The 15,207-nt window shown below is 34.3% G+C and carries 14 protein-coding genes, 1 tRNA gene and 1 pseudogene; 8 read left to right on the forward strand and 8 right to left on the reverse strand.

What is annotated here, in order from left to right:
* Positions 1–79: 79 nt before the first annotated feature.
* Positions 80–906, forward strand: a protein-coding gene (locus ACICP6_RS03950) for an IS5 family transposase (protein WP_395462622.1) whose coding sequence is annotated in 2 segments (ribosomal slippage) — positions 80–467 and positions 467–906 — 828 coding nt in all. Because the reading frame shifts where the segments join, the coding sequence is not laid out codon by codon here.
* Between the two features lie 412 nt (positions 907–1,318).
* Here ACICP6_RS03950 and ACICP6_RS03955 read toward each other — a convergent pair.
* Positions 1,319–1,392, reverse strand: a tRNA-Arg gene (locus ACICP6_RS03955).
* 142 nt (positions 1,393–1,534) lie between these two features.
* Between ACICP6_RS03955 and ACICP6_RS03960 the strand changes: the two genes are divergently transcribed.
* From ACICP6_RS03960 to ACICP6_RS03985, 6 genes are all read left to right on the forward strand, one after another.
* Positions 1,535–2,311 (forward strand): ABC transporter ATP-binding protein, encoded by a 777-nt coding sequence (locus ACICP6_RS03960; protein WP_395462697.1) that lies wholly within the window; start codon positions 1,535–1,537, stop codon positions 2,309–2,311.
* A gap of 133 nt (positions 2,312–2,444) precedes the next feature.
* Positions 2,445–2,612: a twin-arginine translocase TatA/TatE family subunit gene (locus tag ACICP6_RS03965; protein WP_006013840.1), complete on the forward strand. Its 168-nt coding sequence runs from the start codon at positions 2,445–2,447 to the stop codon at positions 2,610–2,612.
* Positions 2,613–2,874: 262 nt separating this feature from the next.
* A complete protein-coding gene (locus tag ACICP6_RS03970) occupies positions 2,875–3,945 on the forward strand; it encodes a hypothetical protein (RefSeq protein ID WP_395462698.1) in 1,071 nt (356 codons plus the stop codon).
* A 145-nt stretch (positions 3,946–4,090) separates the two neighbouring features.
* Positions 4,091–4,747 (forward strand): exopolysaccharide biosynthesis protein, encoded by a 657-nt coding sequence (locus ACICP6_RS03975; RefSeq protein ID WP_395462699.1) that lies wholly within the window; start codon positions 4,091–4,093, stop codon positions 4,745–4,747.
* Complete coding sequence (gene cysS, locus ACICP6_RS03980; protein WP_395462700.1) at positions 4,740–6,104, forward strand: cysteine--tRNA ligase; 1,365 nt, start codon at positions 4,740–4,742, stop codon at positions 6,102–6,104. Before ACICP6_RS03975 ends, cysS begins: the two co-directional genes overlap by 8 nt.
* 6 nt (positions 6,105–6,110) lie before the next feature.
* Positions 6,111–6,524, forward strand: coding sequence for a YqaA family protein (locus tag ACICP6_RS03985; RefSeq protein WP_395462701.1), 414 nt, complete (start codon positions 6,111–6,113; stop codon positions 6,522–6,524).
* On the opposite strand, the gene ACICP6_RS03990 is transcribed toward ACICP6_RS03985, so the two are convergent.
* The 5 genes from ACICP6_RS03990 to fsa all read right to left on the reverse strand — a co-directional run bounded on the left by ACICP6_RS03990 (position 6,507) and on the right by fsa (position 12,859).
* Positions 6,507–8,069 (reverse strand): N-acetylmuramoyl-L-alanine amidase, encoded by a 1,563-nt coding sequence (locus ACICP6_RS03990; RefSeq protein WP_395462702.1) that lies wholly within the window; start codon positions 8,067–8,069, stop codon positions 6,507–6,509. The genes ACICP6_RS03985 and ACICP6_RS03990 overlap by 18 nt on opposite strands.
* A gap of 197 nt (positions 8,070–8,266) precedes the next feature.
* Positions 8,267–9,091 (reverse strand): EndoU domain-containing protein, encoded by an 825-nt coding sequence (locus ACICP6_RS03995; protein WP_395462703.1) that lies wholly within the window; start codon positions 9,089–9,091, stop codon positions 8,267–8,269.
* Between the two features lie 56 nt (positions 9,092–9,147).
* Positions 9,148–10,344, reverse strand: a complete 1,197-nt coding sequence (locus ACICP6_RS04000; protein WP_395462704.1) for a phosphoglycerate kinase — start codon at positions 10,342–10,344, stop codon at positions 9,148–9,150.
* A gap of 54 nt (positions 10,345–10,398) precedes the next feature.
* Entirely contained in the window at positions 10,399–11,412 is a 1,014-nt protein-coding gene (locus ACICP6_RS04005; RefSeq protein WP_395462705.1) for an NAD(P)/FAD-dependent oxidoreductase, read from the reverse strand.
* An 802-nt stretch (positions 11,413–12,214) separates the two neighbouring features.
* Entirely contained in the window at positions 12,215–12,859 is a 645-nt protein-coding gene (gene fsa / locus ACICP6_RS04010; RefSeq protein ID WP_395462706.1) for a fructose-6-phosphate aldolase, read from the reverse strand.
* A 260-nt stretch (positions 12,860–13,119) separates the two neighbouring features.
* Here fsa and ACICP6_RS04020 point away from each other — a divergent pair, with 260 nt between their 5' ends.
* Positions 13,120–13,413, forward strand: coding sequence for a transposase (locus ACICP6_RS04020; RefSeq protein ID WP_395462708.1), 294 nt, complete (start codon positions 13,120–13,122; stop codon positions 13,411–13,413).
* Positions 13,414–13,551: 138 nt separating this feature from the next.
* Here the strand turns inward: ACICP6_RS04020 and ACICP6_RS04025 are convergent.
* Positions 13,552–14,304 (reverse strand): annotated as a pseudogene (locus ACICP6_RS04025) (IS5 family transposase).
* A gap of 72 nt (positions 14,305–14,376) precedes the next feature.
* Positions 14,377–15,166 (reverse strand): IS5 family transposase gene (locus ACICP6_RS04030; protein WP_395462624.1). Its coding sequence is split into 2 segments (ribosomal slippage): positions 14,377–14,904 and positions 14,906–15,166, totalling 789 coding nucleotides; the frame shifts between segments, so codons are not numbered across the junction.
* Positions 15,167–15,207 lie beyond the last annotated feature (41 nt).

Below are 15,207 nucleotides of genomic sequence, written 5' to 3' on the forward strand. Positions count from 1 at the left end.
TGTATGTTTATACTACAATAGACTTCTTTCAAAATTGGCAAACAAGGGAAAAGAAGTATAAAATCAGATATTTTAAGGTATGAGATATAAAGAAATAGAAAAGTTGGAAGGAAAGAAATTTAGGCGCTTAACAGGGGAAAAAAAGGGAACATTTAAGCGAATGGTGGAAATTTTGGATGAGGAGGATAAAAGAAAAAAAGCTAGAAGTGGAAGAAAAAGCAAACTTTGCGTAGAAGATAGGTTGCTTATGGCATTAGAATATATGAGGGAATATCGAACGTATTTCCACATTGGTCAAAGTTATGGCATGAGTGAAAGTAACTGTTTCAAAATAATAAGATGGGTAGAAGACACGCTAATAAAACATCCAGATTTTTCATTACCGGGAAAAAAAGAGCTATTAAAGGGTAATGTAGAATATGAAGTTTTGGTAATAGATGGAACTGAAACACCAGTAGAGAGGCCAAAAAAAAGCAAAAATGCTTCTACTCTGGAAAGAAAAAAAGGCATACTATAAAAACGCAAGTAGTAGCAGAGAAGAAGAGTAAAAAAGTAATATGTACATCTTTCTCGAAAGGTAGGAAACACGATTTTCGGATATTTAGGGAATCAAAGGTAGCAATATTGCCGGAAACTAAAATCTTAGCTGATGCCGGCTACAGAGGAATGCAAAAAATACATAAAAATGTTGTATTACCTCACAGGAAAACGAAAAAGAATCCGTTAAGCAAAGAACAAAAAAAAGAGAACAGAACACTTATGAGCCAAAGGGCAATTGTTGAAAACGTAATTGGCTTATTAAAAAGGTTTAAAATCATTTCCGATAGATATAGAAACCGACGAAAACGTTTTGGTTTAAGATTTAATTTGATTGCTGCTATCCACAATTTTGAGCTCCTTACGTGAATTTTGAAAGAAGTCTAATATTGCTTTACATAATCAACTCATATTAAAAGTTATGCAAATGTTTTTTTATTGAATAAAAGTTAATAAAATACAGAGAAGTTCTCAGAACCTATGATTGCTTGTCTTATACCAATTCTCTATCGCTTATTTTCCTTGCAGCCCACTTATAGTAGCCACTAGCAGATACATTCAAAACCCTACATAATTCACGTATCCTGTGGCAATTTTACTATACCACAAAACCAGCTTTAAGAAAAATATTAAAAAAAATAACAGATTATGGAAGGAAAATAGGAATTTTGGGGCAAATAATTAGACCAAAAGGCCGTACGTATAGGTGGTTAAAACAGGCTATTGTGACGGGTTTTTTGTTATGCTAAATTACTATAGAGAAAAGTTCGAATGAACAAAATGGGACTAGTGCGATTCGAACGCACGGCCTTCGGATTAGGAATCCAACGCTCTATCCTACTGAGCTATAGTCCCATATTTTCTGTCACTTGTACAAGATTATAGCAAAAAATCTATAGATCTTCCACATAACCAATTTACAACAACAAAAAACATTTCTGTATTTCTTGAGTATAATGCTGTTATACTTAATAACACAGTTTAAGTTAAAAGATTAATGCTAGTTAACAACATCAGTTATTTTTATAACAATCAAGATGATTTTGCTTTAAGCAACATAAACATTAAAGTAGAGAAAGGAAATGTCGCATGTTTATTGGGACATTCCGGCTGTGGCAAGTCAACAATTTTGAAATTAATTGCAGGAATAGAAAATCCAAAATCTGGAACCATTTTTATAAATGACAGGTTAGTTGCAAGCAATAACACATCAATTGCCATAGAGTACAGAAATATCGGATTGATCTTTCAGCATTCTGCACTATTTCCTCATAAAACAGTGTTGGAGAATATAACTTTTGCTATTCGCGGCTCTCCTAAGAAAGAAAAATATCTCATCGCATTGGAAATTTTGAAGTTATTAAATATAAAAAAATATGAAAATATGTACCCCAATGCTTTATCCGGAGGGCAGCAACAGTTAGTTGCAATAGCAAGAGTAATGGCACAGAACCCTGATGTTGTGTTACTTGATGAGCCATTTTCTAACTTAGATATACTGCTAAAGTGCCAAATAAGACAATATATATTGTCTCTTTTTAGAAGTAAAAATATTCCTGTGCTAATGGTAACTCATGACCCACAAGAAGCATTGAAAGTCGCAGATTTTATCTATGTAATGAAAAATGGTAGAATTATTCAATCAGGAGTTTCCAGTGATATATATCGTAGGCCTAAAGATGATACACTAGCAAAGTTCTTCAGCGAGCTCTCTTCTACTCTACAGTTAAGCGAAGAGTTCCCATTTGACAGTACATTTGCTGCAAGAAAATAATCTAGTCTGAAATTGTTATAAAATAGATTAAAAAATTTTATCTATAATAAAATAAAGGTGATATAATTTACGCGCTACTTGACTTCAGTCAGGTTTTAATATCTAAAGGTTAATATTTTAAATGGAGGTACAAATGAGTTTAGGACCATGGCAATTGTTTCTAGTCTTAATAATAATCTTAGTTCTGTTTGGTGCAGGTAGGTTGCCACAAGTTATGGGTGATTTAGGAAAAGGCATTAAAAACCTTAAACAAGAACTTAAGGACTCAGAGAAATTATCCTCTAACGAACCAGATCGTTAGCGTCTTCATACTTCGTGACACGCACTAAGGTGCGTGTTACTCGCTCAAAGTATCGCTATTTTTTAATCTTTCCACCTCAGTCTACTTTACTTTTCTCTGATCTTTCTAATACCGTTAAATGCTTTATAGAAATTTTCACAGTCACTTTATATGACATACAAACAAGCTCTGTATAAAAATTTAACCACTACTATTAATAAATTTTTATGTGTGTTACGTTGATAATGTAAGAGTAAATTTATTTAAATAGTGAGGTACGAAAATGAGTAAAAATAACAATCAACAATACAAAAACTATTCTGAAGATTATAATGGTAAAATAGGTATTAACACTAATGGACAAAAGTTTCAATTAATCAAAAGTAACTCAGATCCTGTATACAATTATGAAGTTCGTGATATGGATGGAAATCATATATATAGCATTAGAGAACAATGTATACCAAAATTTTTTAATAAGATATATAAGCCTTCAGAGTCAAAGATTTTTGATAAAGCCCCAGAAACTATAGAGGAAGTGTTACCAAAAGTATTTTTATTTCAAGATGAAGGTATCCAATATAATATAAGGTATGACAACATGTCATCACAGGAAAAACTCCAAATTCAAAAGGACATTCATACTGCTTATGAAAATTTAAAAAAATTGTTTGATGTAAACAAACCTGAAACAACTTTAAATTTAGAAGTTAATGTTTTTAACAACAAGAATGATTACCAGAAATATAATGAATTAGCTGGCATTGACGCAGATAATGCTTACGGTGCAACTGATGGTAAAACGATAGTAGTATTCAAATTTCCCGGTATGGACTTTGTTTTGGGTCATGAGCTGGGCCATGTGTTCCAAGATAAGCTACTAATAAATATGAAGAGTATATTAGACTCCGAATTATTTGGAAATTTTATTGGGAGTCAAGTAGAAGAAGAAAACAAAAAAGATATAGATAGTGGACAGATAGAAGAATATAAAACTGAAGAATATGACAATCCAGCTCATAACGAGGTTAGAAAAAGCGATGAAGGTGATAAAAATACAGTGGAGGAAGAGAAAACAGAAGTAGATAAACTACATGATAACAAAGAACTCTATAGAGAAAAAAGAGAAGTGCAAAAAGAAACCGCTAAGCTAGATGACAACACAGAAGAAAGTCAATCTACACAAACAAGTGAACCTGGTATACTTTCATTTATTTTTGGAAGTCTTATATCATGGATATGGGGCACAGAAGAAGAAAGCGAATCTATCGAATTATCACATAATTCATTGTATTCTGATCCATTAAGTGACGAAAGTCATTATTCACAATCAGATACTAATAATATAATATAGATAGTTTAACCCTTGCGTGTATACCACGCAAGGGAAATCTGTCTGAACTTCATCTGCACCAACTGCAAGTATAATGATAAAATAACGATGTATATTGAAACAAAGCAATAATTGTGTTATGAGTTATTTTTACTAAAGGATAATTGTGCAAAGAAGTGAGAAATTGACTAAAAATAAAAAATTAGCTTCTGATATTCTAAAAGAGGTTGCAGATACCAATAACGCTAATAGCGATAAAGTGACATTATTTGATATTAAAGCAGCTTTACATGAGCGCGGGTTTGGTATTTTAATAATTATCTTCTCCTTGCCACTATCGGTACCTATACCGGTTCCACCTGGTTACACAACTATTCTTTCTATACCTTTAATCTTATTCTCACTGCAGCTTCTGTTTGGGTTTGATTCCCCTTGGATACCTCACTGGTTGGAAAGAAAGTCTTTTCAACGTTCAACACTAGCTCTTGTGGTAGAGAAAACTTCTCCTGCATTAAAAAAAATAGAAAAGTTCATGAAGCCAAGAATGTCTTTTATTTTCTATGGACCAGGTGAAAAGATTTTAGCTTTTATAATGCTGCTTTGCGCATTATCGATAGCTCTTCCACTGCCTTTAACTAACTTTATCCCTGCAATTGGTACAACTCTCATTTCACTTGGTATTATGAGTAAAGACGGATTTCTCTCTATATTGGGAGTTTTAATATCATTGTGCGGGTTATTACTCACTCTTGTTGTAATAGTCAAAGGGCCACAACTTATAATCGAAGCATTTTCTTTCCTAAAAAGCTTTGTATATGGTTAGGCTTTACAACACTTTAACAAAAAAAAAAGAGTTTTTTACACCGATTAATAAAGATCATGTAAAAATGTATGTTTGCGGACCAACGGTATACGATACGGCACATATAGGCAATGCACGTTCTGTTGTTGTTTATGATGTGTTATTTCAACTACTTAAACTTTGTTATGGCAAAGTTACTTATGTGCGTAATATAACCGACATTGACGACAAGATAATAAATGCAGCAAATGAAAAAAATAGCAATATAGAAAGTATCACCATATATTATACTAAAGCTTTTCATGAAGACATGAGAAGCTTAAATTGTACAGAGCCAACACATGAGCCAAAAGCAACGGAGAATATAGAGTATATTATCGAATTAATTGAATATTTGCTGCAGTCTGGTCATGCTTATGAATCCAATAAACATGTATATTTTAGCGTAGAATCTTACCATGAATATGGTGCTTTATCAGGAAAAAAAATTGATGAGTTGGATCATGGCAGCAGAATTGAAGTTGGTGAAAATAAGAAGCACCCAGGAGATTTTGTATTATGGAAGCCTGCAAACGATACTGATTATAGGCTTTCAAGTTATTGGAATAGCCCATGGGGAGAAGGAAGACCAGGATGGCATGTAGAATGTTCAGCAATGTCATATGCTTACCTTGGCAAAGATTTTGATATTCATGGTGGCGGTATAGATTTGCAATTTCCTCATCATGAGAATGAAATTGCACAGAATAAATCTGCATTTGCTGGATCAATGTTTGCAAAATATTGGGTACATAACGGTTTCCTTACAGTAAATGAAGAGAAAATGAGTAAGTCCTTATTTAATATAGTCAAGGTAAGAGATCTACTGGAGAGTGGAATAAAGGGTGAAGTAATACGTTATGCATTACTCAAAACTCACTACAGAAAACCACTTGATTGGACAGAAAGTGTTATTTCCGAGTCGCAAGAAACTTTAAACAAATTTTATCGGCTATTACGTGGTGTAAGCACTGAGAAAAGTGATGCAGAAATTTCTGAAGATTTTATAGAGGCTTTGAAAAATGACTTAAATATTCCTGAAGCTTTAGCCATACTGCACGAAATGGCCACAAAAATTAACAAAACGAGGAATGAAAATGAGAAGTGCAAATTAACTGAAAGTTTTGTTAAGAGCGCAAGATTTATTGGTCTTCTTCAATCAAGTTATCAAGAGTGGTTTACTGCTGGTGTGAGTCACCAAGAAATAGAAAGATTGATAGATTTAAGAAAAGCGGCAAAACAAAATAAAGATTACGATGTCGCAGATAAAATAAGAGACCAGTTGAAACAAATGGGGGTTGCAATTTCTGACAATGAAGATGGCACAACAACCTGGTAAGCTCATATGGAAAATTATCTTCTATTGTTCACAGATAGCCTAGTATCATCGCTGATCCTACCCATACACCAAGGTTTTGTATTTTATACTATGTTGTGTTTCAGATCACATTATAATCCACTACTTATGTTACTTTTTGGAGTATTGGGATCAAGCTTTGGTGGAATAGTTAATTGGTATTTAGGTAGAATAACAATTTCTATCAGGAAATCATACCACAAATTAGAGAACGAGCATACATCACCAAAAATCATAAGGAATCTGCTGATTTATGCAGTTGCATTACTTTCTTGGGTGCCAGCACTTGGAAGTGTGATTCAAGTTTTATCAGGTTATTTTAAGTTAAACCTCTATGCTTTTATCCTCTTGAGTATTCTGTCCAATTTTTTCTACCTGTTATATTTAACTATTACTGTTTAATAAGTTGTCATCAAGTAGCTCTGAGTTGGCTGTTAGCTCTCTCAAAAACTCTTCCTTTGCCTTTTCTAAATACTCTAATATCGTTTCATGTAGTGCGGTCCAAGACATTTGCTTTTCCATATTAGATATAAATTTCTGTTTCCAAGTGTTCTTAAATTCCTGAAACCATTGTTTCTCAAAACTTTGAAAGTCGGACGAAATGCCTGACCTAAACTCATTAATTAAACTTGAAACTTCTATAACTTTTTCAGGTATTACAGATTTTAAAGACAACACTTCATTCTTTAATACGTCCAACTTTGCAAATGCATTGAGCTTAAACGGCATATAAAGCGAAGAGCTTATATTATATCTTAGATAAGAGTCATGATACAGCTTGATTTCATACATTAACGTAGCAAATGCATCAGAAGAGATATTATTTCCGTATTGTACAAGAGAGGATAATAAACATTTGTAATCCTCTGTATTTAAAAATGGTGGTTGTAAACTTAATTTAATTTTATCACTTAAAGATATGAATTTGTTGAAAACACAACTGCCACATTCTCTTAAAAATTCAGGTAGAATATCTTCCCATTCTAATTTTAGGAGTAATTCTTTCCTAATCTCTTTTGGCAAGTGGTGCATTGAAAATTGATTGACGACCCATGCAAAATTCTCATCAAACTCATCTGAGTAATCAGCGTTATTATCAGGAAAAATTATGTTACCTTCTTTGTCATTCCAAGGCAATATTTTATAAAAAAAATTGTTTAATCTTTTTTTTAATTCAAAAATATCCTCATTTTTATCGCCTACTTTATATAAAACCTCATTTATTTTTTGTTCTGCGTCTTGAGGATTGATCCTATCGCCTATATGCAGTCCAATGCCATTTTTTTCCAATAACTCCCAATCAAACAACTTATGTGGGTCAGGCTTACGCATTACGTAGCCCTCAATAGCTGAGTTATATACTATAGTGCCTATTTCAGCGTGACTAAATATCATATCTTTTCTGATCTTAAAGCGCTTCATAAGGTATAAAATCAGATCTTTAACAGATTTCATTTGCTCTTCTGGAAAAGGCTCAAGCCCTGTATTTACAATTTCTATGCCTATAGAATAATCATTAAGCTTCTGTAGCTCTTCAACCACGTTATCTATTTGAACTTTTGCATAACTGATACCAGCATGCCATGCTCTTTTTTCTAATGGAACCATCAGAGTAATGCTGCCATCTCTATCAACGATAAGCTGCACTGATATTCCTCTGGAATTTAATGCATCTTTTGTGCTTTTCAATGTCGGTGACTCAGTATGATGCACTATCACCATCAATACTTTTTTGCCCTCTCTATCATCATAATTTGAATTTGGTGCAGGATCTAAAAACAGCAGATTTCTTAAGGATGGTAGATTTCTTTTCAAATCTTGAAAATCGTCCTCAACGCCACTTGAATAAGATTGCTGCCCAGATATAAGGGGCGCTGAAATAATGACAAGTAGCAAAAGCGCGGAGACAAACAGAGCTGATAAATATTTGTTTACTGTAAGTTTCATGTAGTTCTAACATTCCACAAATTGCAGAAACTATAGCTAGGCAGATCAACGTCATACCGCCGCGGCGCTAACAAGTAGCGGAATGACGATTGTCGGTAAACCTAAGTGATTTTAGCTACATCTGCAACATGGCTAAACGAATATAGTACACATAAAATAACATTTGTTTAATCTTCTTTTTCAAACCAACACGCCCATCAAGATTTGCTGCAGCTACAATTAGTACTTTTATCATTACATTTTGGTGTTAAGTTAGGATAGAACGTAAGTATAGCATCATTCTTTCTCACAAACACTGATTGATAATTGTCATCCTCCATTTTATACAGGCACATTCCATCTTCTCCTAATTCCTTAAACGCTTTAGTCGCAGAAACTAAAATATCATCAGCATGAAGGTTATATGCATACCCATTTGGGCACTTAACTTTCACTTCTCCATCCTTACCTAAATATTTCATTCCAAATATATAAACTGGTGGCTTAATGTCTGATCTGTTGCATAGGGATTTATCATTCCAAATTGCACCTGCCCATTTATCTTCTTGAGCTTCAACATATCTACCTACAAAATGCATACCACCTAATTTATTGTTTGGTTCACCGCAAAAAATATGCCTAAACCCTATAGTTTCTTTTTCAATCCCGCTATTTGTAAACCAAATTCGAGTTAACTCATCCTTAAATAGCTCCAAGTCTGAATTGGGTGTAATGACTTGATGATCAAGCTTATCGTACATTTCTTTCACTACTTCTTGATGTTGCGGACAATCAAGCAAAATTCTGAAATCTTCTTTATTAGGGTGTGTTCCCCAATCTCCGCAAACTCTCAACACTCCTCTATCAAAGTCAGTTAACTCTGGAAGTGGTGGAATGTAGTCTGGACCTGAAGAATCTGTTTTGAAGAATGGTTCAAAGTTAATCTGTGAGTTTGCATCGCTAAAATAATGATCCTTAATATAAAAAATAAATCCTATTACTGGTATTATTAAGCACAAGATTAGTTTAGCTTTCTTCGACATAATCACGATACAACTTCATAAAAAAGCTAGGGTACAAACAACAATTTAAAAAAGCTTTAATCTAATGTTAATTGTAGTGCAGCAACTCCTGGCATCTTGTCACCACTTAACCAACTTAAAAATGCCCCACCACCAGTGGAAACATATGTAAAATCCTTATCAGTAAGACCTGCAGCATTTATTGCAGATAGGCTATCCCCTCCTCCTATCACGCTGACTAATTTTCCTTCGTGCGTTAAGCCACTTATGACTTTCATCACCTCCATTGTACCATTTGCAAAAGCTGAATGTTCAAAAACACCAATAGGTCCATTCCATAGCAGAGTCTTACTGCTTGCTATTATACTGCTTATTGCGCTTAAAGTTTGAGGTCCAACATCCAAAATTACATCATCGTCCAAAATGGATTCAGTTTTTCTTGAAATACTAGTGCTGTAATCAGAGTTTATTGCAACCAGAACGTCCTTTGGCACAACTATCTTGCAATTGTTTTTACTTGCTGTTTCAACAATATCATGCAAAAGGTTATCAACGCCATTTTGAAAGAAAGATTTGCCTATATTCACTTTATTAAATAATAAAAAATTGTTAGCAATTGCACCGCCGAGAACTAAGTAATCTACCTCTTCTGCTAGCTTTATAAGCATTTTTATTTTAGTTGATATTTTAGCTCCCCCAACTATTGCAGTAATAGGTTTAGCTTTAAACGACACAGCTTGTTCAAGATATTTTAGCTCATCTTGTAGGCAAAACCCTGCATAGGAAGGTAAAAATTCTGTAATGCGTGAAATAGAAGCGTGAGCTCTGTGAGAGCAAGAAAATGCATCATTTATATATAGATCTGCTAGAGATGCTAATTGCTTAGCAAAATTTGAGTCATTCTGCTCTTCTTCTTTATAAAACCTCAGATTCTCCAGCAATATTACATCTCCTCTGCCCATCGCATTTACTGCTTTTTGCACTTCTTCACCAACACAATCATCAACAAATTTCACCTCTTTGTTTAATAGCTGCGATAAAGTTTCAACCACGTTTTTTAATGACAAATTTTCGTCGCGGATTTTTGGGCGTCCAAAATGTGATATAACAATAATTTTTGCATTCGCATTTACCAAATGCTGAATAGTAGGCAACGCTCTCAAAATACGAGCGGCATCATGAATTTCTCCATTTTTTATAGGAACGTTGAAATCAACTCTGAGTAAGACAGCTTTATTGAGAAGATCACAATTCTCTATGCTAGGTATATTCATTGTAAAACTAAAGCTATAAAGCTACTATACAGCAGTTTGATCTAAAGTAAAGGTTTACTCACTTCTTTTTCCGTGAACTCCTTTTGAGGTTGAATATTGAAAATTGACTGGGGAATTGTGGATTACTTTGTATATGTCATAACAAGCCATGGCGCTCTCGGCAAAACCATTTAGTATCAACTTTAGTTTGCCTGAATAAGTAGCTATATCTCCAATTGCATATATTCTATCTTTACTGGTTTTTAAGGTAGTTGGGTTAACAACTATGCGGCTATGTTCTAACTGTATACCCCAATTGTTTATTGGACCCAAATTCATTGACAGTCCAAAAAATGGTAGTAAAAAATCAGCAGATATTTCTTTTTCTTCCTTAGAGGTAATGTTTTTTACTATCACTGCACTCAATTGTCCATTATTTCCGGCTAGTTCGTGTAATTGATATGGCACTACAAGTTCTACTTTTTCATTGCTTTCAAGTAATTCTAATTTATTTCTAGTTTCAGGAGTGCAACGAAATTCTTTTCTTCGATGTATCACATAAATTTTCTTTGCAACTCTAGAAAATTCTATGGTCCAATCAGCTGCAGAATCACCCCCCCCTGCAATGACTATGGTCTTGTCCTCAAAATCGGAAATTTTATTTACACTATAAAATACAGATTTATTTTCATACTCTAATATACCATTTAAGGGTGGGCGGTTAGGTTCAAACATTCCATTGCCTGCAGCAATGATAACAGCTTTGCATTTCACCTCTGTGCCTGTGCTCGTTATTACAGTAAAACTTTGACCTTCGTTATCCGCAATTTTTTCCACCCTTTGACTTAAATGGTAAACAGGCTCAAATGGCGAAGCTTGCTCCATTAATTGTTCAATTAATTTTTGAGCAGTAATTACAGGATAACCGGGTATATCGTATATTGGTTTTTCTGGATAAAGAGCAGTGCATTGTCCCCCCGCTCGATCCATAATATCTATTATATGGCATCTCATATCAAGCATTCCCGCTTGAAAAGCAGTAAATATTCCAACAGGCCCTGCACCTATTATTACTATGTCAGTTTCCATATCTAGATGGTAATTTACTTAGATATTAGTTGACTTTGTTAACAAGGTCAATTTATGAAACAGCAAAAAGTGTCATCCAAGTAGTATAATACTCGAATTTAAAAATTCTTAAACTGGATCCTATATAGGATAATAGATCTCTTGCATAACTATCTGTCATTCCAGTAGCTTAAGCCATAAAAACGGGGCCAAAAATTCCTTGACAAACTCCGCCAGTCCTCTTATCATGAAAGTGAAGCTATTGTATTTGCTTTCGCCAATCTGCAGATTAAAAGGTAAGGATTACTTAAGGTATCGGCGTCTTATGTTCAATTTTTTGCAGTACATAGGTACTGTATGTCTTTACAAAACTTCATCTACATCTAGGTTTATACCTAAATAAGCTGAACGCGCTTACAAAGCGTTACAAGACATCAAAAAATGCCAATACTCGACAGAGATAGTAAAGGACTAGCTAACTCGGGTTTTCTTTGTCTTTTTTTCTGCTTGGTAAACTTCTTAAACACTTGCAGCGTAGGTTAGTTGCGATTAAAAGCGGCTTAATCTCTCTTGTCAGGCGTTTAAAACATAAAAAACGCCAGTACTTTAAAGCGGACAATAACCCCAGGGTTTCTTTTGCCTTTTTTTTAGATTGGTAAATTTTTTAAACATTTATAACTAAGGTTAGTTGCATTAAAAAGCAGTTAAGTCACAGTTATTAAGCGTTTAGAATAAAAAAAACGCCATATTTGAAAGTGAAAATGTAAATACCACGTGGCTTCTTTTGCCTTTTTTCTACTTAGTAAATTCCTATGAGCGTTTACTATTTTGCACTCCAGTCCTTCTCAAATATTGCCAGCCCCTGGTCGGTAAGTGGATGGTTAAGTAATTGTCTAAGTATTTTTGCCGGTACAGTAATTGAATCAGCACCAAGCCTTGCAGCTTCTACTACATGCGCTGGGCTTCTCACTGATGCAACAAGAACTTTAGTATCAAAGCCATAATTAGAATATATAGTGCATATATCTTCTATGAGTGATAAGCCATTACAGCTTATATCATCAAGACGACCAACAAAGGGAGAGATAAAACAAGCACCGGCCTTAGCGGCAAGCAGTGCTTGTCCAGGAGAAAAACATAATGTGATGTTAACAGGTATTTCATGCTCTGTCCACAACTTTTTACAAGAAATTAATCCTTCATGTGTAAGGGGTAATTTTACCACAATATTATCAGCTATTTTAACTAAGTTAAGGCCTTCTTTAACCATGTCTTCATGGTTATTCGCAACAACTTCAACACTAACGGGCCGCCCATCCATAATAGAGCATATTTCAGCCACTAAATCCTTGTACTGACCTTTGCGTCCGGATTTTACTATCAATGAAGGATTGGTTGTTATTCCATCAATGAACTCTTTTAGCTCTTTAATTTCATTTAAATCAACGCTATCAAGAAAAATTTCCATATTAACCCCCCATAAAAAAAATATCCTTGCAAAATCTTGTCATCCAAACACCCTCCTTTATCATCCCAGTGCGTGACACTGGGATCCATCTTTTTTTTATCATGAACATTATATGCTCCTAGAATCTATTACCCATTGTATAATTTACAAATATTTTTACACCTAGATCCCAGTGGGCTTTGTTGCATAGCATTCATAAAAACTAGCAGTTACTGACAAAATTCATTATAAAATAGCCATTCAACTGTCGAAGGAAAAATATGCCACAAAAAATGAAAGTCAGTAACCAAAATGAATATAACAAATTTCTCCAGGAAAGAGGAAATATTTTTCGTTACATTGATGAAGCTATTGAAAATTGGTATGAAAATAGCCCAAAAGTAGCTGGTGGAAACAATATTTATAGTGATAAAGTTGTGATTTTGGTGCATACAATCGTTAATCTTTTTAGAATTGGTTTAAGACAAACAGTCGGGTTTATAAGAGGATACTTGCAACAAATAGGAAAAGATTTGGCAGTTATCAGCTATTCGCAAGCGTCAAAAAAAACTTAATATTAAGATCAATGATTGCAGAGTTGATAAAAATAATATGAAAGATATTGAAATTGCTATAGATAGCACAAGTATCAGCATTTATAACCTGGTCATATAGCTTAACACATAAAGGTAGAGACATTTCTAAGAGCCTGTTCATAATCTTTTCAGAAGTAAGGCAGTGAAAGCCAGAACGACCATTTGTAGGCTAGTATTGAGTTTTCGCTCACAATTTTTCCACAATCTTCTACATTTTTCTAACCAGGCAAAAGATCGCTCCACAACCCATCTTTTGGGCAATACAACAAAGGAATGTAATTCATTTCTTTTTACCACTTCAACGGTTGCACCAATAATCGTTTTTATTTGAGTTGCAAAATTCTCTCCAGTATAGCCTGCGTCAACCAGTAACTCCCGAGAGGTTTTCTTTTGCATTTTCGACCATTCTCACAGCACTGCTACGGTCAGTTGCTTCTGCAGTTGTTATATAAATTGCATGGGGCAAACCTTGCGTATCTACCGCAATATGGCCCTGAGATTTTTTTACCAGCATCATAGCCTTTTTCTTCAGCAGTATCTACATTCTTTACACTCTGTGCATCAATTATGCAGAAGCTGCTTCCGACCATTGTTTTGTCGCAACTATTTTTTTTTAATACCAGCTCCAGAACACTTTCTTTATTTGCATCTGGTTTTTCACTCCACTTCTTAAAATAGTCGTAACAATTGCGCCATTTTGGAAACTCTTTTGGTAGACTGGCAACCGCTTTTTAAGACGTATAACACTCCACAAAATACATCATATAAATCAAGTTTTCTTGGTTTTGTTTTCTTTCTGCAAGATTCCAGATCTTCTACAATAATCTCAAACTTTTCTCGACTTATGTCACTTGGGTATACACTTCTCATATCCTACTTTATATACTTTATCCTCTCAGTTTATTTCTTTTTTGAGATCATGTACAGGTTCTAAGAACCTGTTTAAAATCTTCGCAATAAGAGAGAAACGAAGGAAAGAACGACCATTTGTAGGCTAGTATTGAGTTTTCGCTCACAGTTTTTCCACAATCGCCTGCATTTTTCCAACCAAGCAAAAGACCGCTCAACAACCCATCTTTTTGGCAATACAGCAAAGGTATGTAATTCGCTTCGTTTTATTACCTCAACAGCTGCACCAATAGTTACTTTTATTTGTGTTGCAAAATTTTCTCCTGTATAGCCAGCATCAACGAGTATATTTTTGACTTCAGAGAGGTTTTCTTTAGCATTTCCCACCATTTTTACAGCACTGCTACGATCAGTTGCTTCTGCCGTTGTTATATGAATTGCATGTGGCAAGCCCTGTGTATCAACTGCGATATGACGCTTTATACCTGAAATCTTTTTACCTGCATCATAACCCTTTCTTTCAGCAGTATCTGCGTTTTTAACGCTTTGAGCATCAATTATGCAGAAACTGGTTTTCTCTTTCCGACCATTGTTGATACGGACCTCTCCAACTAATTTTTTTTAAGACTAATTCCAACAAACTTGGTTCTTCTCCATCCTTTTTATTCCACATTTGAAAATAATAATATATGCTCTCCCACCTTGGAAAATCTTTTGGCAACATCCTCCACTGGCAACCACTTTTTAGGACGTATAATACTGTACAAAATACATCATATAAATCAAGTTTTCTTGGTTTTGTTTTCCTCCTGCTACTCTCCAGAATTGGTTTGATTTTTTCAAATTGCTCTCGACTTATATCACTTGGATAACTTTTTCGCATAGATATACCTCATTCTTAATCTACCCCTATTTTACCTTATC

This window comes from Wolbachia endosymbiont of Cantharis cryptica (assembly GCF_964277405.1).
Lineage (GTDB): Bacteria > Pseudomonadota > Alphaproteobacteria > Rickettsiales > Anaplasmataceae > Wolbachia.

What these genes read in the sequence shown, in the direction of transcription:
- ACICP6_RS03995 (WP_395462703.1), bottom strand. Translation starts at nt 9,091, where the DNA reads ATGTCGAAGAAAGCTAAACTAATCTTGTGCTTAATAATACCAGTAATA.
- ACICP6_RS04005 (WP_395462705.1), bottom strand. Translation starts at nt 11,412, where the DNA reads ATGGAAACTGACATAGTAATAATAGGTGCAGGGCCTGTTGGAATATTT.
- ACICP6_RS03970 (WP_395462698.1), top strand. Translation starts at nt 2,875, where the DNA reads ATGAGTAAAAATAACAATCAACAATACAAAAACTATTCTGAAGATTAT.
- fsa (WP_395462706.1), bottom strand. Translation starts at nt 12,859, where the DNA reads ATGGAAATTTTTCTTGATAGCGTTGATTTAAATGAAATTAAAGAGCTA.
- ACICP6_RS03965 (WP_006013840.1), top strand. Translation starts at nt 2,445, where the DNA reads ATGAGTTTAGGACCATGGCAATTGTTTCTAGTCTTAATAATAATCTTA.
- cysS (WP_395462700.1), top strand. Translation starts at nt 4,740, where the DNA reads ATGGTTAGGCTTTACAACACTTTAACAAAAAAAAAAGAGTTTTTTACA.
- ACICP6_RS03985 (WP_395462701.1), top strand. Translation starts at nt 6,111, where the DNA reads ATGGAAAATTATCTTCTATTGTTCACAGATAGCCTAGTATCATCGCTG.
- ACICP6_RS03960 (WP_395462697.1), top strand. Translation starts at nt 1,535, where the DNA reads ATGCTAGTTAACAACATCAGTTATTTTTATAACAATCAAGATGATTTT.
- ACICP6_RS04020 (WP_395462708.1), top strand. Translation starts at nt 13,120, where the DNA reads ATGCCACAAAAAATGAAAGTCAGTAACCAAAATGAATATAACAAATTT.
- ACICP6_RS04000 (WP_395462704.1), bottom strand. Translation starts at nt 10,344, where the DNA reads ATGAATATACCTAGCATAGAGAATTGTGATCTTCTCAATAAAGCTGTC.
- ACICP6_RS03990 (WP_395462702.1), bottom strand. Translation starts at nt 8,069, where the DNA reads ATGAAACTTACAGTAAACAAATATTTATCAGCTCTGTTTGTCTCCGCG.